At 57.6% G+C, this 21,525-nt stretch carries 24 protein-coding genes; 8 read left to right on the forward strand and 16 right to left on the reverse strand.

Translation table 11 applies throughout. From position 1 onward, the window contains the following. Positions 1-203: 203 nt before the first annotated feature. The 5 genes from AC3IUF_RS11765 to AC3IUF_RS11785 all read right to left on the reverse strand — a co-directional run bounded on the left by AC3IUF_RS11765 (position 204) and on the right by AC3IUF_RS11785 (position 3,790). Positions 204-692 carry a hypothetical protein gene (locus tag AC3IUF_RS11765; RefSeq protein ID WP_489281082.1) on the reverse strand — a complete coding sequence of 163 codons (489 nt, stop codon included), beginning with the start codon at positions 690-692 and terminating at the stop codon, positions 204-206. A gap of 368 nt (positions 693-1,060) precedes the next feature. After that, the gene (locus AC3IUF_RS11770) at positions 1,061-1,327 is read right to left on the reverse strand and encodes a hypothetical protein (RefSeq protein WP_489281083.1); all 267 of its coding nucleotides are present in this window, start codon (positions 1,325-1,327) and stop codon (positions 1,061-1,063) included. Positions 1,328-1,420: 93 nt separating this feature from the next. Further along, entirely contained in the window at positions 1,421-1,777 is a 357-nt protein-coding gene (locus AC3IUF_RS11775) for a hypothetical protein (RefSeq protein ID WP_489281084.1), read from the reverse strand. Positions 1,778-2,075: 298 nt separating this feature from the next. Further along, positions 2,076-3,182, reverse strand: coding sequence for a DNA alkylation repair protein (locus AC3IUF_RS11780; protein ID WP_489281085.1), 1,107 nt, complete (start codon positions 3,180-3,182; stop codon positions 2,076-2,078). A gap of 2 nt (positions 3,183-3,184) precedes the next feature. Then, positions 3,185-3,790, reverse strand: a complete 606-nt coding sequence (locus AC3IUF_RS11785) for a glutathione S-transferase (RefSeq protein WP_489281086.1) — start codon at positions 3,788-3,790, stop codon at positions 3,185-3,187. Positions 3,791-4,154: 364 nt separating this feature from the next. On the opposite strand from AC3IUF_RS11785, the gene AC3IUF_RS11790 reads away from it, so the two are divergent. Beyond that, positions 4,155-5,381 carry a hypothetical protein gene (locus tag AC3IUF_RS11790; protein ID WP_095111518.1) on the forward strand — a complete coding sequence of 409 codons (1,227 nt, stop codon included), beginning with the start codon at positions 4,155-4,157 and terminating at the stop codon, positions 5,379-5,381. Positions 5,382-5,437: 56 nt separating this feature from the next. Here the strand turns inward: AC3IUF_RS11790 and AC3IUF_RS11795 are convergent, their stop codons facing one another. Continuing rightward, positions 5,438-6,346 carry a MurR/RpiR family transcriptional regulator gene (locus tag AC3IUF_RS11795; RefSeq protein ID WP_489281087.1) on the reverse strand — a complete coding sequence of 303 codons (909 nt, stop codon included), beginning with the start codon at positions 6,344-6,346 and terminating at the stop codon, positions 5,438-5,440. 401 nt (positions 6,347-6,747) lie between these two features. On the opposite strand from AC3IUF_RS11795, the gene AC3IUF_RS11800 reads away from it, so the two are divergent. The 3 genes from AC3IUF_RS11800 to AC3IUF_RS11810 all read left to right on the forward strand — a co-directional run bounded on the left by AC3IUF_RS11800 (position 6,748) and on the right by AC3IUF_RS11810 (position 9,301). Next, the gene (locus AC3IUF_RS11800) at positions 6,748-7,152 is read left to right on the forward strand and encodes a TraR/DksA family transcriptional regulator (RefSeq protein ID WP_003225981.1); all 405 of its coding nucleotides are present in this window, start codon (positions 6,748-6,750) and stop codon (positions 7,150-7,152) included. A 608-nt stretch (positions 7,153-7,760) separates the two neighbouring features. Beyond that, the gene (locus AC3IUF_RS11805) at positions 7,761-8,984 is read left to right on the forward strand and encodes a methyl-accepting chemotaxis protein (protein WP_489281626.1); all 1,224 of its coding nucleotides are present in this window, start codon (positions 7,761-7,763) and stop codon (positions 8,982-8,984) included. Between the two features lie 113 nt (positions 8,985-9,097). Next, positions 9,098-9,301, forward strand: coding sequence for a hypothetical protein (locus tag AC3IUF_RS11810; protein WP_123374944.1), 204 nt, complete (start codon positions 9,098-9,100; stop codon positions 9,299-9,301). A gap of 6 nt (positions 9,302-9,307) precedes the next feature. Here AC3IUF_RS11810 and AC3IUF_RS11815 read toward each other — a convergent pair whose 3' ends face one another. Next, positions 9,308-9,544: a DUF2789 family protein gene (locus AC3IUF_RS11815; RefSeq protein WP_123374945.1), complete on the reverse strand. Its 237-nt coding sequence runs from the start codon at positions 9,542-9,544 to the stop codon at positions 9,308-9,310. A 49-nt stretch (positions 9,545-9,593) separates the two neighbouring features. After that, on the reverse strand, positions 9,594-9,845 hold the full coding sequence (locus AC3IUF_RS11820) for a hypothetical protein (protein ID WP_095111515.1): 252 nt from the start codon (positions 9,843-9,845) through the stop codon (positions 9,594-9,596). A gap of 400 nt (positions 9,846-10,245) precedes the next feature. Between AC3IUF_RS11820 and AC3IUF_RS11825 the strand changes: the two genes are divergently transcribed. The 3 genes from AC3IUF_RS11825 to AC3IUF_RS11835 all read left to right on the forward strand — a co-directional run bounded on the left by AC3IUF_RS11825 (position 10,246) and on the right by AC3IUF_RS11835 (position 12,054). Next, complete coding sequence (locus AC3IUF_RS11825) at positions 10,246-10,716, forward strand: hypothetical protein (RefSeq protein ID WP_038366424.1); 471 nt, start codon at positions 10,246-10,248, stop codon at positions 10,714-10,716. Then, positions 10,713-10,907, forward strand: a complete 195-nt coding sequence (locus AC3IUF_RS11830) for a hypothetical protein (RefSeq protein WP_007910742.1) — start codon at positions 10,713-10,715, stop codon at positions 10,905-10,907. The genes AC3IUF_RS11825 and AC3IUF_RS11830 overlap by 4 nt, the downstream gene beginning before the upstream one ends. A 130-nt stretch (positions 10,908-11,037) precedes the next feature. After that, the gene (locus AC3IUF_RS11835) at positions 11,038-12,054 is read left to right on the forward strand and encodes an ABC transporter substrate-binding protein (protein WP_007910744.1); all 1,017 of its coding nucleotides are present in this window, start codon (positions 11,038-11,040) and stop codon (positions 12,052-12,054) included. A 115-nt stretch (positions 12,055-12,169) separates the two neighbouring features. Here the strand turns inward: AC3IUF_RS11835 and AC3IUF_RS11840 are convergent, their stop codons facing one another. Both AC3IUF_RS11840 and AC3IUF_RS11845 read right to left on the reverse strand, forming a co-directional pair. Then, positions 12,170-14,302, reverse strand: coding sequence for a TonB-dependent receptor (locus tag AC3IUF_RS11840; RefSeq protein ID WP_489281088.1), 2,133 nt, complete (start codon positions 14,300-14,302; stop codon positions 12,170-12,172). Positions 14,303-14,395: 93 nt separating this feature from the next. Further along, positions 14,396-14,785 (reverse strand): DUF2946 domain-containing protein, encoded by a 390-nt coding sequence (locus AC3IUF_RS11845; RefSeq protein ID WP_095111513.1) that lies wholly within the window; start codon positions 14,783-14,785, stop codon positions 14,396-14,398. 94 nt (positions 14,786-14,879) lie between these two features. On the opposite strand from AC3IUF_RS11845, the gene AC3IUF_RS11850 reads away from it, so the two are divergent. Further along, a complete protein-coding gene (locus AC3IUF_RS11850) occupies positions 14,880-15,320 on the forward strand; it encodes a DUF3995 domain-containing protein (protein ID WP_077573349.1) in 441 nt (146 codons plus the stop codon). A gap of 96 nt (positions 15,321-15,416) precedes the next feature. Here AC3IUF_RS11850 and AC3IUF_RS11855 read toward each other — a convergent pair whose 3' ends face one another. Genes AC3IUF_RS11855 through AC3IUF_RS11880 form a run of 6 tightly spaced genes read right to left on the reverse strand, consistent with a single transcriptional unit; the run spans position 15,417 to position 21,474 of the window. Continuing rightward, positions 15,417-15,779 (reverse strand): Na+/H+ antiporter subunit G, encoded by a 363-nt coding sequence (locus AC3IUF_RS11855; protein ID WP_489281089.1) that lies wholly within the window; start codon positions 15,777-15,779, stop codon positions 15,417-15,419. Further along, positions 15,776-16,054, reverse strand: coding sequence for a K+/H+ antiporter subunit F (locus tag AC3IUF_RS11860; RefSeq protein WP_007910754.1), 279 nt, complete (start codon positions 16,052-16,054; stop codon positions 15,776-15,778). Before AC3IUF_RS11860 ends, AC3IUF_RS11855 begins: the two co-directional genes overlap by 4 nt. After that, complete coding sequence (locus AC3IUF_RS11865; protein ID WP_007910759.1) at positions 16,051-16,539, reverse strand: Na+/H+ antiporter subunit E; 489 nt, start codon at positions 16,537-16,539, stop codon at positions 16,051-16,053. The genes AC3IUF_RS11860 and AC3IUF_RS11865 overlap by 4 nt, the downstream gene beginning before the upstream one ends. Then, entirely contained in the window at positions 16,536-18,215 is a 1,680-nt protein-coding gene (locus AC3IUF_RS11870) for a monovalent cation/H+ antiporter subunit D (protein ID WP_007910761.1), read from the reverse strand. The genes AC3IUF_RS11865 and AC3IUF_RS11870 overlap by 4 nt, the downstream gene beginning before the upstream one ends. Continuing rightward, positions 18,212-18,556 carry a Na+/H+ antiporter subunit C gene (locus tag AC3IUF_RS11875; RefSeq protein ID WP_007910763.1) on the reverse strand — a complete coding sequence of 115 codons (345 nt, stop codon included), beginning with the start codon at positions 18,554-18,556 and terminating at the stop codon, positions 18,212-18,214. The genes AC3IUF_RS11870 and AC3IUF_RS11875 overlap by 4 nt, the downstream gene beginning before the upstream one ends. Further along, positions 18,556-21,474: a monovalent cation/H+ antiporter subunit A gene (locus AC3IUF_RS11880; RefSeq protein WP_007910764.1), complete on the reverse strand. Its 2,919-nt coding sequence runs from the start codon at positions 21,472-21,474 to the stop codon at positions 18,556-18,558. Before AC3IUF_RS11880 ends, AC3IUF_RS11875 begins: the two co-directional genes overlap by 1 nt. Positions 21,475-21,525: the final 51 nt, after the last annotated feature.

Genomic DNA, 21,525 nt, shown 5'->3' on the forward strand with positions numbered 1-21,525 from the left:
TTTCCCGTCCCGCCAAGCGGCATGGCCGAGGAGTTGGTCTATAAGGAAAGGGAACAGATTTATTTTCCCAGAAGAAAATTAATCTGCCACCTTTTCTTTACATAGTACGCTTGGGGTCGTCAGCTGACCATGTCAGCCACCATTTTTTGGAAGTCCACGGAAGAATTTCTCTTTATTCTCACACTAACGCCGGTAGGAAAATTTTACGTTAGTGCAGGCTTGAATTTTTCTATGGCATCAATGATACCGTCGCGATTATTTATACCAGCTTGTGAAATTTTATGATAGAGAAGGCTCCAGCCAATAAGGGCATCATCCCAGTGCACAGTATCTCCTAGAATTGAAAATATATAGGAAGGCATCTTAACTTTGGCTGATCGCCCTAATGCATGCCTTGCATGAATCGAAAGAGAGTTATCACCTGACCCACAAACGGATATGGAAAGAGCAAGCTTTCCTTCATAACTAGATTTTCCGAGCAGGGGCAGTAAGTGTTCTATAAGTTCGTCCCATTCTACAACATCATTTTCGAATGCTAAACATCCTGAATTTCCATGGGGTGAAATATGTAGAAACAAAGGTAGCGACGGGTATCTTTCAGCGTGATTTGAATCAGACGAGGCCGAATAATTAATTATTGATTTAAAGTCGGCTTTAGATTTGGCAAAAAGCGAAATCGCTTGATGTCCCATAAGGTTACAAGTGGCCTTCAATGCTTTCGCTTCGGATCGCCCATCGAATAGTTCATTACTCTCTAGACAAGCTCAGATGAAAAATACAAAGTGAACACTATCACTTCGATCATGGGAATGGGCTTACGAAAAAACACGGGTAAAATTCCACATCACGGCAGCTCTCTTGAATTTACATTGGAAGAGGATGTCTCGTGACTAAAAAATAATAAGAATAGAGGTCTTGTCTAGTGTTTTGGATTAAAATCCTAACTACCTCTTTTAGCCGATAAAGGCTGCTTTAACAGGGAAGTGAAGGGACGACCGCGAACGCAGTTTACGGACGTCCGAGTGAGGAAGTCGGGCCGATTGGAACCGTGTTTGATACTTTACATATAAACAGCTTTGATAAGCGCTATAATTGCATCTGCTTCGGGTTCTGAAAGATAAATCTTACCTGCCCCGTGACTAAGTATTATCTCACCCTCGTGTTTATAAAAACCTTCAGCGGGGCTGCTGTCATAGTTTTTTACGTACTGTATTGCTGTATCTTTTGGAATTCCAACTGTCCAGCCTGCAACGATCCATACTCCAAGAGAATCGGCGGAGGCTAAAACTTTGTTTATATTGCGCTCGAACGATAGTTGACGGCTCATAAATTTCCTTATTCGTTGTGTGGCGTTTAGTTTAAGGGTGGAAGTGAAACAGCGCTCCTGCGAATAGAACCAAAATGCGCATTGCGTGAGGGATCAATCTCTTTGCTTCCTTTTGCTGCTAGGGAGCCTTGCAGGTGCGGAGCGGAGTTGCGTCTTAAAGCCTCGATTTCCTCTAGTCGCGACTTTTCCATAACGATCAATTGTAAAAATGGTTTCTTTGATTATGTTTTTGTATCCATTTTCTATTTTAAATTCAAAAGAGACGGAATCCGACTTAAATACCCACTGTTGAGAGCCGAGCGCCAAGAAACTAAACTTTTCACCCTCGATTTCCAAAACGTGGGAATGCAATGCGCCTGTGTTACCGCCTCGGCTTGGAGGCCGTTGGGGTTCCTTAAGGAACAAACCATACGAAGTGATTCTTTTACTTTCTACTCGCAACTTATCCATGAGCTTCCTCAATTTACGGTTAAACATCCAGCTTGCTGGCGAGTAAAGGTACAGCTTGTGCGAGTCGAGTGCACAAAGCGAACAGTGTAAGCTTTGACCATTTGAGATTAACGCTGGCTAAGCCATGTATCAATCCCTCGCCAGCCTTCAATATCGGATTGTTTCCGGGCCGGTAGCGGCCTTTCGTAAAGGACAGTTTCGGGGCGGATGCGGCCCCTCATAGACGTCTGCTTCTGGCCGAAAGCAGCCCGATCCGTAACTCCCGAGTATTGCCAGATCAACGAATCCAAACACGGCCTCATCCAGCAACAATGTCAAACGCAGCACTACCCAACACCTCCCCATTAACCATTACCCGCACCCCATGCCGCCCCTCAAAATGCTTCCGCGTCGTAAAATCCTTAATCACCTGCCGCCTCCCCAGAACCACACTCCCAAACCCCGCCAAAACCACCGTCTTCAACTTAAAAACCTTCCCCGAAACCCCGCCATTCGCCTTCACATAGTCAATCGCATAATCAATCACCAACCGCTGCTCATGCGCCACGGTTGACTTCACCACAAACGACAACGTAATCGCTTCCCCCAACCTCACCACCGCCGGTTCAACCCGCACATCCAACAACTCAACCTCAGCCTTCGCCCCGGCGCCAATTACCGTTAACGCCCGCAAATCCCCCTGCTTAATCAAACTCCGCAACGCATGCTTCGCAATCCAAGCCGTGTGCTTGTTCTCCAGCGACCAACCTTCAATCGTGTCCAACACCCACTCCGGATGCACCTTCGTCACATCATTCAAATGATTCGCCACGGACTTGCGCACGTACAAACTCTCATCCGCCTTCAACCGATCGAGTATCCCGGCGGCCAACTGCGGATCGGCCTGAACCGCTTCCAACCGAAACGACCAAGGCAGGCGAGGGCGGCTGCCTTCGCTGGCGAGGCGTCGAACGTGATGGTTTTCGTCGCGGGTCCAGTCGTGCATCCGTTCCAGCGAGCGTTCCAGATCGCTGCGCAAAAAGTGGCGGATGGCGAATTCGGAGGAGCCGAAGGTGGTGAAGTACTTCAGGGCTTCCATGGAGGTGTCGAACGCGTGCCCGCCGTAGCTGGCGACGTAGTGCGGCAGGCACATGCTGACGAATCCGCTGTTCAGCCGTGGTGCGAGTTCGAAAAGCACTTCCAGGGAATCTTGGTAATCCGGCGGCAATACGGCGTGCAGGCTTTCACCGACACGCGCCATGCGTTGCATCACTGATAATTCAGCGAGTCCGGCCTGGGCGTGTTTGATAAACGCCTTGGCCTTGAACGCCGGGTACACGGCGCTCATTTCGCGGGCGATGTGCTGCAAGCGCTCGGCGTTGAAGATTTCCTTTAACGCCGGGGCGGCGGTGTCGGTGGTGCTCATGGTCAGGTCATCGGGGTGCTGACGAACGCTTCGAGGGTTTCGGCGTAGGCGGTGTATTGGGCGATGTGGGGGTAGCGGCGGGTGTCGATCTGGTCGGGGACGACGAGCTCGGTGAAGCTCCAGGCGACGGCGAGGCTGATGCCGGCCTGGGTGAGGGTGCCGTCGGTGGGCAGGCCGGTTTTTTCCAGTTCTTGCTCGAGGGCGGTGAAGGCGGCGGCGAGTTGGCCTTCGACGCGTTCGACCCACGGTTGGTATTGAATGTCGGCTGGGCGCAGGTTGCGTTCGTAATAGAGCTGCACGGCTTTTTCGCAGGCGGCGAGGCTGAGGCCGATCAGGCGCAGGGCGTGGGCGCGTTGTTTCAGGTCGCTCGGCAGCAGACTTTTGTCGGAACTGGCTTCGAGGTAGTCGAGGATGAGGGTCGAGTCCATCAGGACTACGCCGTCGTCGAGGAGCAGCGTGGGGGCTTTGACCACCGGGTTGATCTGCTGGAATTGCTCGAAGTGGCGGAACACCGAGACTGACTCGTGTTCGAGGTCGATGCCAAGGCGTTTGGCGGAGATGGCTACGCGGCGCACGTAGGGTGAGTCGAGCATTCCGATCAGTTTCATGTGCAACTCCTTTGGCAAATCACGACCTGACGATGGGGATCGAATGTAGCGGGAAAAGCTGTTGGTTGACTACCGGGAAAAAAGTTTTGGCCTTCTGTAATAGCCGTGAAACAGAAACTGTTACATCGATGAAACATCCGAAAATAAAGGCTTTCATTGACCTTGCGAGGTGTTTTGGCGGATCTATAGTCAAAGTGCCAGCACCGTCCAGGGATGGAAAAGTTAAGCGAGCTCAGGCCCTCTGATTCAGTACTCGTTTGTATTACTCCCTTGCAGTCCATCAACCCTAGAGCGATGAGGCACTGCCGTGCGCGCAGTAAGAGTGCGCGCCGTCGGTCACATAAAAGGGTCCGAGGGGCATGTCATGAACAATTTTCATCGTTTGACGATTTGTGCGTTGTGTATTGGGTTGGTCGCTTGCAGTAGCCGCCCGGAGCGCGGGGCGGTCGTGCAGCAGTGGTCGGCGAATACGGAGCAGTTGAACTTCAAACCGATATTTCCGCCGCGTGGCAACTTTGAAGTAGGCGATTTTTATGTGGTAAGAGCCGCGAAGGCCGGTAACAAGATGAAAACCGCTGATTACTACATGAGTTCGGTCTGGTTTGATCGGATGAGGCTGGATGAGGAACTGAAGAAGGCCGCGCCTTACATCACCGCGCAGAAAACTCCGGTGGACAAATCCGGACTTGTGACGGCGACCAGTGTTCCGGACCTTTTTGTACCGAACACCAACGTGAAAATGAATGCACTGGTGGCCTTTCCCGGTTTCACCTTCGCCTCACTGGCTGAGAGTGATATCGGGCTAGGGGTCAGCAATAGCGCGATCGGCGCATTTTTTGGGGGCGCGCGCAAGTCGGGATATTCGGTGGCGTACTCGGTGCCATTGGCGGAAACATATGGGGTGCTGTATAGCGATGCCCATCTTGCGGCCGACAAATATTTAAGCAAATACACCGACGCTCAACGCAACAAGCTGACAAATGCGGTGGTTTCGCTGAAAAACGATGCGAAGGTCAACGACAAGAATGACACGACGTCTGTGCTTGTACTGGTAACCCAGGTCTATCTGGCGCGCTCGTTGGATGTGGTGGTTTCCTCGACCGAAAGCAACGGTGCGCAGTTGGCTGCGGTTACACGGGCACTGACAGATCTGGATGAGCGCAAAACGGCTATTGAGAACCAGCTTCGCGCGCTAAAGCCAACTGCCAAGGGAGATGGCGCGGCAGACGGGAAGTCCGCAGTGGCCAAGGCAGGCGATACCAAGGCGGCTGCCGACAAGCCAGCGGCCGTCGTGCCGGCGACCAATCAGGCGCTTGTTAAACAGAAAGAGGCGGAACTGGCACAGGTCAACGCTGATATCCGTAAACGCGTGGAGTCCGTAACGCCTGCGATGCCGGGTGTGACCGGTTCAGTGGTGAAGTCCTCCGCGACGAGTCTGACGTTGCGTCAAGTTTTCGATACACCGGTGGCTATCGGTTATTCGGGCATCAACATTGATATCGACACGTTGATCAAGGATCGCAAAGTCGTCGAAGCGTCGAATATTGATACCTTTCCGTTGAAACAGATCATCAAGGTCAATCTCGAGTAGGTGGCAGCAAATCACAGCGTCGATCTGCTCGGGCAGGTCGTCGCTGTATTGGGTTGTCAGTCATCAAACCCCGCCTGTTCGTGGATCTCATCAACATTCAGTTCCAGCCGATACGCCACCGCGACAAACAAGGCCTGACACAAACACAACGTCGCACTCAGCGAACGAAAGGCCAGGGCGCTGCCTTCGTTTATCAGCAATACGCTGTCGGCGAGTTTCGCCAGTGGTGAGAGGTGGCTGTCGGTGAGGATCAGGGTGTTGGCCTGTTGCTGGCGGGCGAAGCGCAGGCAGTGCTGGGTTTCCTTGGCGTAGGGCACGAAGCTGATGGCGATGACCAGATCGTTCGCACGCACGCTGCGCATTTGCTCGCGATAGCTACCGCCTAGCCCCGAAACCAGGTGAATGCGCTTCTGAGTGTGTTGCAAGTTGTAAACGAGGTAGTCGGCGACGGCGAAGGAGCGGCGCACGCCGACGACGTAAATGTTGTCGGCGTTGACGATCAGGTCGACGGCTTTTTCGAACGCGGCGTCGTCGAGTTCGCGGCCCAGGCGTTCGATGCCGGAGCGGGTGGCGTCGATGCATTCGCGGGCGAGGTCGCCGGCGCTGGCTTGCTGCGACTGGTTGGCGATCATGCTGCGGATGCGTTGCTGGTAGTTTTGCACCGGCGAGGCTTTGTGGGTGTAGGCGCTGCGGAACAGCGCCTGCATTTCGCTGAAGCCGCTAAAACCGAAGCGTTGCGAGAAGCGCACGATGGCGGACGGGTGCACTTCGCACTCGCGGGCGATGTCGCTGATGCGGTCGACCATGATCCGGTCGCTCTGCTGGCTGATGTAGCTGGCGATGCGTTTGAGCTGGCGCGGCAGGGCGTCGTATTCGTCGGTGATCTGTTGCAGCAGGCGCTCGGCATTGATCGGGGGGCTGGCGAGTGAAACCTCGTCGGTGGCCGGCAGATCGGGGCGGGGCATAGGTCTTCCTTCAGGCTGAATGATCACGCGGTGGGCCTGATATTAGGGGGGCTTTTGCGGTTCTGCTTTGCTGAAACGATGCAGTGCGTGGTAAAAAATTGCGTCTGGGCGCTGCTTGGTTAGCCGTTTGTCTTCTATATACAGCCGCTCGACTGAATTTCTTGCTATAAACGCACTCCGATGGCCGTGTAAACGCTGTGTCAGAGCACTTTCCGGACGTTGTCGGACAAATTCCCTGTATTTACAGTTGCTGAGGCCTCATTCGGGCCTTAGACTGCCGCCCCTCGTAAATTGAGTGCCGGGTGGCATTTGCAATAAACGATGCCTTTTCGCCGACCGCTCGCGGTTCGCCGAAACGCTCCCTAATTCGCCTTAATGCACGTTTTTTTATAGAGATATCAATGACAAAGGACAAGTTGCTGGCCATGCCGGCAGATGACTACATGAATGCAGAGCAGCACGCTTTCTTCACTGAGCTGCTGCAGAACATGAAAGTCGAAACCCACGAGCGCATTGAGCAAAACCGTATCGCCATCGAAAGCCTGGACACCCCGGCTGACCCGGCAGACGCGGCTTCGGTTGAAGAAGAGCGCACTTGGCTGGTAAACGCGATCGATCGCGACCAGCGCATGCTGCCGCAACTGGAACAAGCCCTTGAGCGCATCAAGGAAGACAGTTTTGGCTGGTGCGATGACAGCGGCGAGGCCATTGGCCTGAAGCGCCTGCTGATCAGCCCGACCACCAAGTACTGCATCGAAGCTCAAGAGCGTCATGAGCAGATCGACAAGCACCAGCGTCAGGCCTGATTCTGTGGGGTGACCCTTTCAACAGGGCACCTTGAAAAGATCGCAGCCTTCGGCAGCTCCTACATGGGCGTTGCTGAAGGCTGCGATCTTTGTTTTTGCTCGTCTGCAATAAGCCCGCGCCGTTCCATTGACCTGCCACAGACCCCACGACTAACGGACCATGGATAATGGCGTTGTAGTGGCGTTTAATGCAGTCACAATAACGAGAACAAGCGTGGGGTGTTGATATGACGAGAGACGGATCTCTGGTTGGGGCTTTGCCTGCACCAGTGCTTTTGCCGAAAAACCGCTGGATCGCACCGACCCTGCAAAGCATCGCCCTGATGCTGTTGCTGGCCGGCATGACGCTGGGTGGATGGTCGCTGTACATTGGCATGCCGTTGGCGGTGCTGATCGTCTGGCTGCCGCGCCTGCGTTCTCGCGCCATCCCCGATGTCCCGCCTGCCGACACTGGTAGCGCAATGTCCGAACTGACCCGCGACCTTTCCTACACCACCAGTCATAACGCTTTGTCGGCGGCTGGCGTGGCATTCTCGGTCAAGGAACTGGCGAGCAAACTCGAATCGCAACTCGATGCGGCGGCGCAGATCGTCAGCAATGCCGAGGTGATGATCGCCACCGAATACGCCACTTCACAACTCAGCCGTGCCGCGCTTGAGGCGGCCAGTCAGGCGCATCACAGCAGCGCAGCGGGGCGCACCGAGCTGGTGGATTCGATCGCGCGCATGCATCAACTCAGTCAGCGCGCCAATGCCAGCCGTGAACTGATCGAAGCCTTGAGTCTGCGCAGCGATGATATTCAGCGCGTGACGCTGGTGATTCAGTCGATCGCCAGCCAGACCAATCTGCTCGCATTGAACGCGGCGATCGAAGCGGCGCGAGCCGGTGAGCATGGTCGCGGGTTTGCCGTGGTGGCGGATGAGGTTCGTGGACTGGCGGCGCGCACGGCGTCGGCCACCGGTGAAGTGGGTGAGATGGTCGCTGACATTCAACAACGCACGGCGCAGGTGGTGGAGCAGATTCGCCAGCTGTCGAGTGATCTGCAGACCGGTGTCGAGCAGGTCGAGCACACCGGTCAGCATCTGGAGAACATCGCGCGACTGGCAGCCGGGGTGGAAAGTCAGGTCGGTGAAATTGCTCAGGGCGCGGAAACCAATCGTGAGCAACTCGACAGCCTGTTCAAGGCCATCGAACAGATGCGCAGCGATTTGGCGATCAGCGATCAACAGACTCGCCGCCTCGCTGAAGCCGCAGTGCAAATGGAAGGGCAGGCGGAAACCATCAGCGAGCGTCTGGCCGAAGTCGGGCTGGATGACTATCACCAGCGCATTTACGATCTGGCCCGCGAGGGCGCGAGCCAGATTGCTGCGCGTTTCGAGGCGGATGTCGAGCAGGGCCGGATCAGCCTTGAGGACCTGTTTGATCGTCAGTATCAGCCGATCCCGAATACACAACCGGCGAAATTTCAAACCCGTTTCGACCGCTACACCGATCAGGTGCTGCCGGCGATTCAGGAGCCATTGTTGCCGCGTCACGAGGGGTTGGTATTCGCCATTGCCTGTACGCAACAGGGTTATGTGCCGACGCACAATCAGCTGTTCAGTCAGCCGTTAACCGGCGATGCGCAGGTCGACGCAGTGAACAATCGCACCAAACGCAAGTTTGCTGACCGCACCGGTATTCGCTGCGGCAGCCATCAACAACCGGTGTTGTTGCAGACTTACACCCGCGACACCGGTGAGCTGATGCATGATTTGTCGGTGCCGATCATGATCAAGGGCCGGCACTGGGGTGGATTGCGTCTGGGCTATAAGCCGGAAAAACCGCGTTGAGCGATTGTTACTTCTGATGCAATGAATCTGTGCACGGAGCTTGCTGTTTCCGCTCGAAGGAAACCATTAATCTGACCACTTAGTTAGGTTGCTAATGATTTCGGGAGGGCTGCATGCAGTGCAGAGTTGATGTCGCGGTGATGATCGGCAGTGGCGTACCGGCCGGACTGCGCGCAATGGGGCGCAGCATTTGCTGGGTGGTATTGCTCAATGGCGAGCGTCGCGGCACCGCGTTTGCCAGTCGCGACGAGGCCGAGGAGTGCAAGGCTGCATGGCTCGCGCAGTTGCAAGCCGAGTGTGGTGACAGCCTGCACTGAGTGCGTTTACTTGCCGTCGTGAAGGCGTACGTTCAGTTCGTCGAAGACGATTGCCCTGTCATCGTCTTTGCCGATCCACTCTTGCAGCGTTTGCTTTTGAGAGTCCGACCAAAAAGGGGCATCGACTAGTTTGGTGTCAGCATCGAGAGAATGCGCTTCGATGAAATCGTCGATCTCCGGTCCTTCTGAAGGAAGACCCAACTGATCGAACAGAGTTTTCAAGTTATAACCTTCAAGATCCATCGTGTTCTCCTTTTTGATTTGCGCCGGGGCGGCACAATCGACGCTCTCTTTATCTGAGGCAGCCACTCGCCAGGAGTTCGATCTTTGATTCCAGTGAGCGGGCGAGGGCGCAGGCTTCATTGTGATCTTCACGGAAACCTCTTACACGGCCGGTCGATGTTTCCTTTATGTGGAAGAAGGCGTTGCCGGCCGGTACGACTTGAAAACGTGGGCAATGGTCGCTCATATCAGTGGCACGCAGGATCAGCGGTGATTCGATCCGGGCGTCTGTGGTCATGGCAAAGTGAGTCCGAGTGCACATATGAAGTCCTTTTCATCAGTTGGCCGATATTTACAGGCCGTTGCGGGTAGTCGGAATGAGCATCGCTGCTCTAGAATCGCCAGTACCCGTTGGCGACAGGGCTTATCTAAAGCAATTTTTCGCCAGCGATATGTCGGAAAAGTGCTTTTTTTCGTGAGAATTTTCCCTAAAGTTCGTAGTCAGACTGCTCTTGCCAACGGTGAGGATTTTTCCTTCAAGCTTTGGCGACTTCGGGATGAGTTTCGCGAGTGACAATCCGGTAGTCTTACCAGCCTCGTGTTGAATGAGCACTCTGCTCGATTCGGGCTTTATTGATTTATTTGGCAGTGACATCGGCCTGGCCGTTTTTTTGCCGTGCGCGTTTTCCGTGTGCGGTTTTTTCAGATGTGGGGATGTTTCTTTGGCAGTCAGTAATCTCGATATGCATGCTTTGTTCGTGTTGGGTGATTTGCGTGCAAAGCTGGTCAAGCTGTTCCAGTCGCGTTTTGTTTACATCACCGAGCAGAACGCCGAAGGCATTTACGTGGCCGAGATCGACACCGAAAGCGCCTTGGTGGTTGATGACAAGCCGGGGCTCAAGCTCAAGGTCGGCGATCATTTCAGTGCATCGGTCTTGCCCAGCCGTGAAGGCGGCAAGATGGATATCCGTTTTCGCGAAATCAAACTCACGGTCTATGGACTGGGCGATTACGCTTTCGTCGAGACCGCTGACGGGCACGCGATCCTGTTCAAGGAAGGCCACAGCGTGGTGACCGTGTTCGCCGCTCATCAGCAATTGCAGGAAGGCCTGACCAAAACGCTGAAAGCCGTGACCGCCAAAGCCGCCAAGTGGCGCAAGGGCGAGCTGGTGACGTTCAAGGCCAGCGAGTGAGCCGCGCGGATTTCCATTCGCAGAACCTCGACACTGCACGCGAGGAAGCCCAGCGTTTGTTCGCCGCCAAGGCTGAGCTGCAAGGCGCCTGGCTGAATTGGCTGGCTGCGCAGATCTACCAGTTGCGCCCTGCGGAATACGCCAGCATGGTCAGACGCGAGCTGCAACGCTTGCAGGAAAAGTCTGATTGATAACCTCGTCCGCAGCATGACCCGGAAAAAGCAGGAACCTCGGCTACAGTCAGTTGACTGAGTATTCAGAGGCTTGCGGTCTTCTGTCAGGCCATCCTGCCATTGCTGTGAACAGCACGAGGTGCAATGCATGAACGGATTTCGACGGTTATTGGCCGCCAGCGTGGCCACGTTCGGTTTGCTGACATCAGCGCCATCGGTGATGGCCGCCCAGGCGCCGATCCATTTTGCCGACCTGAACTGGGAAAGTGGCAGCCTGATTACCGATGTCCTGCGGATCATCGTCGAGAAGGGCTATGGTTTGCCGACCGACACCTTGCCTGGCACCACCATCACGCTGGAAACCGCACTGGCCAACAATGACATCCAGGTCATTGGCGAGGAGTGGGCCGGGCGCAGTCCAGTGTGGGTCAAGGCCGAGGCCGAAGGCAAAGTCGTCAGCCTGGGCGATACCGTCAAGGGTGCTACCGAGGGCTGGTGGGTGCCGGAGTACGTGATCAAAGGCGATCCGGCCAAAGGCATCAAGCCGCTGGCACCGGAGCTGCGCAGCGTCAGTGATCTGAAAAAGTACAAGGACGTGTTCAAGGATCCGGAAACCCCGGGCAAGGGGCGCTTCCTCAACAGCCCGATCGGCTGGACCTCGGAAGTGGTCAACAAGCAGAAGTTGACGGCTTATGGGTTGCAGGACGATTACACCAATTTCCGCAGTGGTTCGGGCGCGGCGCTGGATGCCGAGATCAGCTCTTCGATTCGTCGCGGCAAACCGGTGCTGTTTTACTACTGGTCACCGACGCCGCTGCTAGGCAAATTCAAACTGGTGCAGTTGGAAGAGCCGCCGTTTGATGCCGAGGCGTGGAAGACGCTGACTGATGCTGATAATCCCAATCCAAAACCGACCCGTTCGCTGGCGTCGAAGCTATCGATCGGTGTGTCTACGCCGTTTCAGAAGCAGTATCCGCAGATTGCCGAGTTCTTCAGCAAAGTGGACTTTCCGATTGAGCCGTTGAACAAGGCGTTGGCGGACATGAGCGAGAAGCACACCGCGCCGCGGGATGCGGCCGTGGCATTCATGAAGGCGCACCCGGACGTGTGGCAGGCCTGGTTGCCGAAGGATGTGGCGGAGAAGGTTTCGGCTGATTTGAAATAGAGGCTGTAGCGCCCGGCCTCATCGCGGGCAAGCCCGCTCCCACAGGTATTGTCGTCGAATGCAAATTTTATGTATGACACCAAACACTGTGGGAGCGGGCTTGCCCGCGATGCTTTTAAAACTTCGTCTGCACGGCCAGTTCGAAGGTGCGCGGTGTGCCCAGGTAATACGCCGGCGAAACATGCGCAAATTCGGCATAGACCTCATTGGTCAGGTTACGCACGCGACCGGTCACGGTGGTGTGCGAATCCACCTTGTAGCTGAGGAAGCTGCCAAACAGGGTGTACGACGGCACGGTTATGGTGTTGGCCGTGTCCGCATACACCGACGCCACATATCGTGCATCAACCCCACCTTGCCATTGCGGCGAAAAGTCATACGTCAGCCACAGATTACCGACTCGATCCGGCACGTTGGTCGGCGTGTTGCCCTTGCGCGACACCACCACCCCGGCGGCATTCTTTTCGGTGAAATCATCGTACTGCGCATCGACCCATGCGAAGTTACCTTCGGCCAATAACTTGTCGGTGATCCGCAGCGAACTGGCGATTTCGATGCCTTTTGACGTTTGCTGGCCGACCGGAATGCTGGTGGTCGGGTCCAGCGGATCGGTCACCGCGAAGTCCTTTCGCTCAATGGTGTAGGCGGCAATCGTCGCCGAGCCACGCCCATTCAGATAATCGAATTTGCTGCCAATCTCCCACTGTTTGCCGGTCGAAACGTCGAAGTCCTGCGTACCGTTCGGCTGCTCGGCAGCGGTGCTGTATTGCACGTAGACGTTGGCCGATGGAATGAATTGGTAGGTCAGGCCGGCGCGGCCGGTGACTGGCTCCCAACTGCGTTTGAGGTGCTTGGGATTGGCAGCGGTCACGGTGCGATGGTTGGTCACGTCGAGGTCAATGTCGTCATAACGCAGGCCGGTGAGCAGCGACAGTTTGTCGGTCAGCGCCAAACGGTTTTCCACGAACAATGCTTTGGTGGTGACCTCGTTGGTTTTGTCGCTGATCAGTTTTGGGTTGGTGCCGGGAATGTCGTAGAAGTGCCCCGGACGATAGTTGTTCGGATCGACCGTGCTCGCGCCTTTGACGTTCAGTGGCGAGTTGGTGGTCTGGTTGACCTTGTATTCGAAGCCCCCCGACCACGTCGTGTCGAGACCGAACAGCATGTTGTCGTGGCGCAGTTCGAACTGGTTGCCGTTCTGCTCGCCCTGATGGCGTACCTGATAGGCAGTCGAACGGTTCACCGCCGTGTTGTCAGCGTTGTACTGGTAGGTTTCGAGGTTGCGGTAATCGCGCTGGCTGTCGAGGTGATACAGCGTGTTGCGCAGGGTGGTGCTGTCGTTGATCCGGTAGTCGATGATCGAGCGCACCCAAATTGTCCGCTGCTCGTAGCGACCGTCCTCGACGTTGTAGTTGTTGAAGCGATTGTGTTTGTCGATCTTCAATTCGCCGGCCTTGGGATTGAGTACGGGCGTGCCCCAGTACGGACTGTCTTCGTGTTCGTCCTGATATTCCAGCGCCAACGTGTGCGACAGGTCGGGCGTGAGATCGCTGAGCAGTGAGAACGCCACGCTCCAGGCATCGCGCTCCTGGCGGTCGATGTAGCCGTTGCTGGTGTTGTGGCTGACGTCGAGTCGCGCGTAGTGCTGCACGTCGGCGCTCGGCTCGGTCAGTGCATGATTGAGGCCGAAAGCGGTTTCGGTGGTGTCGTAGGTTCCGTAGCTGACCCGGCCTTCAACGGCCTGTTCATCGCGGGTCGCCAGTTTGGTCACGTAGTTCAACGAACCGCCGACCGAGCCTGCGCCGTTGATCAGCGATGACGGGCCGCCGACCAGTTCCACGCGGTCGTAGATCCATGAATCAACTGGCCGCGCCAGGCCGCCGGAAACGTTGATGCCGTTGAACATCTGGGTAATCTGGCTGCTGGTGAAGCCGCGATAGGAGACGAACCCGCCGAACCCCGGCGGTGCGCTGGCGTTAACCCCGGGGAGGGTGTTGGCGGCGTCCTGAAAGTTCTGTGAACCATGACGCTCGATGTCGCTGCGCTTGGCGATGGCCACCGAAGCCGGCGTTTCGCGCACGCTCAAGCCGAGGCGCGAGGCCATGCCGCTGGATTGGTCGAGGCTCAGGCCCGGTTCCGCGCCGGACTCGCCATCGATGGTGATTGGCGCCAGATCCACGGTGGATTGCGCCCAGACGTTAACGGACAGGCAGCCGCACAGGCTCGCCAGCAAAGTGAGTTGTTTCATCATTTGAATCCTGAATGCTTGTCTAGGAGTCAGCGCACAGGCGAACGCCGCGCGTTGGCGCAGTGGGCTGACAAATCAAAAAGGCAGAGACACTCAGGCGAGCGGTGGGGCGCGAGGGTTGGCTGAAGGCCAGGTGAAGCGGGCAGGGAGGTCGGCGCTGACGATGGGCGCCAGCGGCGGACTGTGGTGTTCGGGCAGGATCGCCAGCGTGAGGCTGGAGTTGAATGCTGGGCCCATGCCACCGCCGACCGAGCACAGCGGACAGCCAAATGCCTTGGACAGGGTGGGCAGTTGTTCTTCGGTGGGGTTGCTGGCGAGCGGCGCTTGAGTGGCCGGGTCGACTGTACAGAACTGGCCGCCGATACCGTTCAGCTGCATGCCGACCATTTGTCCGTGACCGATGCTGCAGGCGAACACGTTGAACAGGACGCAGCAATAGAGCATCCAGGCCAGCAGTGAGCGATCGGAACGGGAGAATTTCATGGGGCGGCACTTTACCGTACCGCCGATCGGTCGTGCACTTGAAAAAAATCCGACTAGGATGATTTGTTCAAATCCCTTTCCAAGGATTTCAACCATGACCTTTGTGTTGGCTCAATGGCTGGTGACAACGTTTGCGGTGATCGCCTTGATGCACGTGTATTGGGCGCTGGGCGGGCAGTGGGCGGCTGCGGTGGTGGTGCCGCAGGTGCCGGTGCGCGGATTTGTCGCAACGGTGCGGCCGGCGTTCAAGCCGTCTGGCTGGCTCACGTTGATTGTGGCGGCGGCATTGTTGGTGATTGCGGTGTTGGTGTGTATGCGGGTGGGCTGGGGCATGCCGGCGGTGACGCACAAGGCGTTGCAATGGGTGATCAGCGCGATTGCGCTGTTGATGTTTGCCCGGGCGATTGGTGATTCGAATCTGGTCGGGTTCTTCAAGGAGGTGAAGGATTCGCGGTTTGCGCGGCTCGACACCTGGGTGTATTCGCCGTTGTGTGCGGTGTTGGGGGCGGGGTTGTTGGCGGTGGCTTGGGTCTAGAAAAGCAAGATCAAAAGATCGCAGCCTTCGGCAACTCCTACAGGGGGGAGCGCATTCCAATGTAGGAGCTGCCGAAGGCTGCGATCTTGTAACGGTTCAGCTACCGCTCTCGGTGCGGCGGCTGCTCACCTCAGCCGGCACATCATCCCCGGCCATGCGCTTGCGGAACAACGCCGCCCGCGCCAGCAGCAAGGTCGTCACCGGCACAGTGATCGCCAGCAAAATCGGAATCAGCCAGGCATGTATCACCGGCCCGGATTTCAGCGCCGAGAAGCAGATGATCGACGCCAACGCCACACACCACGCCCCCAGCGTTGAGGCCAGTGCCGGCGAGTGCATGCGCTGGAAGTAATCCTTCATGCGCAATAACCCGATTGCACCAATCAGCGCGAACAGACCGCTGAGTACCAGCAGGATCGCCACCGGAATCTCGACCCACAGAGACAATTCAGCATTCATTCGATCACCTCGCCACGCAGCAGGAATTTCGCCAGGGCAAACGAGCCGACGAAGCCGAACAGCGCAATCAGCAGCGCCGCTTCGAAGTAAGTGTCACTGGAATAACGAATACCCAGGGTCAGCATCATCAACATCGCGACGATGTACAGGTAATCCAGCGCCAAGACTCGATCCTGTGCCGACGGGCCTTTGAACAAACGCACCAGCGTCAGCACCATGGCCAGCGAGAACAGGAACAGCGTCAGCAGGATGGCGTTCGACAGTAATGGGCTCATTCGAAAATCTCCATCAACGGCCGCTCGTAGGTGGTCTTGAAGTGCTCGATGAATTGCGCTTCATCATCCAGATCCCAGACGTGCAGCAACAGAATGCTGCGGTCCAGCGCCAGCTCCGACCACACCGTGCCGGGCACCACCGTGCAGATCATCGCCAGTGTCGCCAGACCGTGAGCATCGCGCAGGTCCAGCGGGACTTTGACGAAGCCAGAGCGCAGCGGGCGACGACCGGCGTTGAGCACGCCCCACGCGACAATCAGGTTGGACACCACCACGTCGCGACCGACGAGGAAGAACAGGCGCAGGATTGTCCCGGGGCGGCGAATGCGTACCTGTTTCGGACGCAGTTTGCGCATCATCAACGGTGCAGCAAAACCCAGCATCGCGCCGAGCAGCAGATTGCCCGGGCTGATCGACAGGTTCAGGGTCAGCCACAGAACGCACAATGCCAACGACAACAACGGTGCAGGAAACACGCGCTTCATGGCTGCACCTCCAGCATCGCCGATTTGGCTTCCGGACTCGGTACGGCACGGGTGCCGAGCACCGCCATGACGTATTGCTGCGGGTTGTTCAGCGCCTCGGCGGTAGCTTGGGTGTAGCGCAGCAGCGGTTCAGCCTTAAAGGTCAGGACGATACTCAGCCCCAGCAACAGGAAGATCGGCGCACATTCGAGTTTGCGCAGCAGCGGCGAAGGGCGCTCCTCCGGCGTCCAGAAACGCTGGATACCGAGGCGTGAGAACGCCATCAGCGACGCGAGTCCGGTGAGGATCAGCAGCGCCAGCAACGCCCATGCAGCGATGGAAATCGGCGCAGCGGTGCCCAGGCCCAGCGGATTGAGCAATGCGCCGATCAGGCTGAGTTTGCCGATGAAGCCAGACAGCGGCGGCATACCGATGATCAGCAGCGCACAAGCAATAAAGCTCAGGCCGAGAAACGCCATGGTCCACGGAATGACCTGACCGACCACGGCTTTTTGCTCGTCATCGAGGTTGATGCCTTTGGGTGGTTGCAGGGATTCCTGCGGGCGCGGCAGCAGTTCGCTTTCATCCTCTAGCGGGATCTCGTTGGCGGAACGAGAACGTTCGATCAGCTCGGCCAGCAGGAACAGCGCGCTCAATGCCAGCGTTGAGCTGACCAGATAGAACAGCGCTGCGCCGATCAGGTTCGGTTGGGCGAAGCCTACGGCGGACAACAGGATACCGGCCGACACCAGAATGCTCAGGCTGGCCATGCGCTCCAGGCGTTGCGCGGCGAGAATCGCCAGCGCCGCGCAGGCCATGGTCGCCATGCCGCCGTAGATCAGCCAGTCGCCACCGAAGAATGCCGACGCTCCGGCCTGCCCGGAAAACAGAAGGGTCCACAGGCGCAGCAGGGTGTAGACGCCAACCTTGGTCATGATCGCGAACATCGCCGCGACCGGCGCACTGGCCGAGGAGTAGGCCGGCACCAGCCAGAAGTTCAGCGGCCACATACCGGCCTTGGCCAGGAACGCGACGGCGAGAATCCCGGCGCCGGCATGCAGCAAGCCACGGTCAGCTTCCGGCACCAGCGGAATCTTCAGCGCCAGATCGGCCATGTTCAACGTGCCCGTGACGCCGTAGATAAGTGCCGCGCCAATCAAAAACAGCGAAGAGGCCAGCAGATTGATCGAGATGTAATGCAGCCCCGACGAGACCCGCGCCCGACCCGATCCATGCAACAGCAAGCCATAAGACGCGGCCAGCAGCACTTCGAAGAACACGAACAGGTTGAACAGATCCGCCGTCAGGAATGCGCCGTACAGGCCCATCAATTGAATCTGGAACAACGCGTGGAAGCTCGAACCGGCGCCATCCCAACGTGCCATGGCGAAGAGCAGGGCGCTGACGCCGATGATCCCGGTCAGCACCAGCATCAGCGCCGACAGCCGATCGACCACCAGCACGATGCCGAATGGCGCCTGCCAGTTGCCCGGCAGGTACACGCCGATGGAACCGGGTACGCCAGTGGTTTGCGTCCACTGCAGCAACAGCACCGAAATGAACAGACCGACGACGCTGGAGAACAGGTTGATTTTCGCCTTCAGCGGTCGGTGCCGTTCGCCGAGCATCAGCATGATCGCGGCAGTCAGCAGCGGCAGCAGAATCGGTGCGGCGATCAGGTGAGTCATCGCCATCATTCTTTAGGCTCCCGGCCGTCAACGTGGTCGGTGCCGGTCAGGCCGCGCGAGGCGAGCAGCACGACGAGGAACAGCGCGGTCATGGCAAAGCTGATGACGATCGCGGTGAGTACCAGGGCCTGTGGCAGCGGGTCGGTGTAGTGCAGCAAATCCTGGGTGACGCCGTCCTTGATCACCGGCTCTTTGCCGATAAACAGGCTGCCCATACTGAAGATGAACAGATTGACGCCATACGACAGCAGGCACAGGCCCATGACCACCTGGAACGTCCGTGGCCGCAGGATCAGCCAGACGCCGGACGCGGCGAGCACGCCGATGGCGATTGCGATGACTTCTTCCATCAGACGGCTCCTTTGCTGGCGACGGACTTGGGCAGCGATGCGGTCTTGTGGCCCCGCACCGATTGGTGGGCGAGGGCGGTGAGGATCAACAGCGTCGAACCAACCACCACGCCGTACACGCCGATATCGAAGAACAATGCGCTGGCGATATGGATGTCCCCCAGCACTGGCAAGCTGAAATGCCAGGTGTGGGTGGTCAGGAACGGATAACCGACGACCATCGCCCCGAGGCCGGTAGCGGTGGCAAACAGCAACCCGGTGCCCATCCAGCGCAGTGGCCGCAGGCTCATTTGCGCCTCGACCCACTGTGTACCGGCGACCATGTATTGCAGGATGAACGCCACCGACATCACCAGACCGGCGACAAAGCCGCCACCCGGTTGGTTGTGCCCGCGCATGAACAGGTAGAACGACACCACCAGCGCAATCGGCAGCAACAGGCGCACCAGCACGGCCGGCACCATCATGAAGCCGAGCGCGGTGTCGCTCGCCGAGCGCGGGTTGACCAGATCGGTGACCACGTCCGGCGCCAGCAAGCGTTGCTGGGCAGGCAGTTGCAGGCTTTCTTTCGGTGGGCGGAAACGCCGTAGCAGGGCGAATACGGTCAGCGCCACGGCGACCAGCACGGTGATTTCGCCGAGGGTGTCGAAGCCGCGGAAGTCCACGAGCATCACGTTGACCACGTTGCTGCCGCCGCCCTCAGGCATGGCGCGGCTGAGGTAGAACGAAGAGATATCGTTCGGCGTCTGCCGCGTGAGCATGGCGTAGGACAGCAGCGCCATGCCGCCACCGACGGCAATCGACAGCAGCAAGTCGCGCAGACGACGAATGCGTGCCTTGCGCAGGCTGCTTGGCAGTGGCGAAACTTCTTCGATACGGCGTGGCAACCAGCGCAGACCGAGCAGGATCAGCACGGTGGTGACCACTTCGACTGCCAGTTGCGTCAGCGCCAGGTCGGGCGCGGAGAACCAGACGAAGGTGACGCAGGTCATCAAGCCGCAGACGCTGACCATGGTCAATGCAGCGAGACGGTGATACTTGGCCTGCCACGCGGCGCCGAGGGCACAGGCAATCGCCAGCAGCCACAGGGTGACAAAGACGATGGAGCCGGGAATCTTTGGCCGGTCGCCCCAACTCAGGCTGCTGTGCAACATCGGGATCAGGCCGGCAAGCACTGCCGCCAGTACCATCAGGAACAATTGCATCTGCAGACGCTTGGTGCCGAGTCGCCGCTCCAGACGTCGGGCCAGGCGCATCATCACCACGAGGCTGCGTTCGAACAGGCGCTTGCCGTTGAAGCGGCCAACCAACGGCGGGTATTTGAAGCGTCCGCGCTTGAGCTGATTGCGCAGCAACAGATAGACAATGATGCCGCCGGACATGGCGATCAGGCTCATGATCATCGGTGCGTTCAGGCCGTGCCAGATCGCCAGGCTGTATTCCGGCAGTTCGCCGCCGACGACGGGCAATGCCGCTGCCGCTAGCAATGGACCGACGATCTGCGCCGGGAAAATCCCCACCAGCAAGCAGGTGAATACCAGCAATTCCACCGGCGCACGCATCCAGCGCGGCGGCTCGTGCGGAGTGTGCGGCAGGTCGGTAGCCGGTGGACCGAAGAACACATCGACGGTAAAGCGCAGCGAGTAGGCAACGCTGAACGTACCGGCAATGGTCGCGACAATCGGCAGTGCCGCTTCGACCCACGCCGTGGCGTTGATGAACACGGTTTCAGCGAAGAACATTTCTTTCGACAGGAAGCCGTTAAGCAATGGCACACCCGCCATCGAGGCGCTGGCAACCATGGCCAGCGTCGCCGTGAACGGAATCAGTTTGATCAGGCCGCTGAGTTTGCGGATGTCACGGGTGCCGCTTTCGTGGTCGATGATGCCCGCAGCCATGAACAGCGAAGCTTTGAATGTCGCATGGTTGAGGATGTGGAATACCGCCGCCACGGCAGCCAGTGGACTGTTCAGGCCCAGCAACAATGTGATCAGGCCGAGGTGGCTGATGGTCGAGTAAGCGAGCAGACCTTTGAGATCGTTCTGGAACATCGCGCAATACGCACCGAGCAACAGCGTACAGGCGCCAGCCCCGCTGACGATGTAGAACCATTCTTCGCTGCCGGACAGCGACGGCCACAAGCGTGCGAGCAGAAAAACCCCGGCCTTGACCATGGTGGCCGAGTGCAGATAAGCCGAAACCGGTGTCGGCGCCGCCATCGCGTGCGGTAGCCAGAAATGGAAAGGGAACTGGGCGCTTTTGCTGAGTGCGCCGATAAGAATCAGAGGAAGGAGAATCGGGTAGAGGGCGTGTGCACGAATCATGTCGCCGGCGGCCAAGACCTTGTCGAGGTCATAGCTGCCGACGACATGGCCGAGAATCATGACCCCCGCCAACAGGCATAGTCCGCCGGCACCGGTGACCATCAACGCCATATAAGCGCCGCGACGGGCGTCGGCGCGGTGGTGCCAATAGCCGATCAACAGGAACGAGAAGAGGCTGGTCAGCTCCCAGAAGAACACGATCTGAATCAGGTTGCCGGAGATCACCAGGCCAAGCATGGCGCCCATGAACGCCAGAAAAAACGCGAAGAAACGCGGCACCGGATCGTCCGGCGACATGTAATAACGCGCATAAAGAGAAACGAGCGTGCCGATGCCCAGTACCAGCATCGAGAACAGCCAGGCGAAGCCATCCATGCGCAGAACGAAGTTCAGCCCCAGGCTGGGCAGCCACATGAACTCTTCGCGGATCACGCCGCCGTGGGCAATTTGCGGGTACAACATCGCGACCTGGACGGTGCCGATCAAAGCGACCAGACCTGCCAACAGGGATTCGGTATTACGCGCGTTGTGTGGCAGCACCGCTGCCAGACAGCTGCCAATGAATGGCAGAAGCAGTAGAACTATCAGGGACATAGGCTTCTAATCTGCGGAAGTTTGTGAAGCATCATACGTGCCAGCTCCCTG

It is taken from the genome of Pseudomonas sp. KH_040 (genome assembly GCF_057839305.1).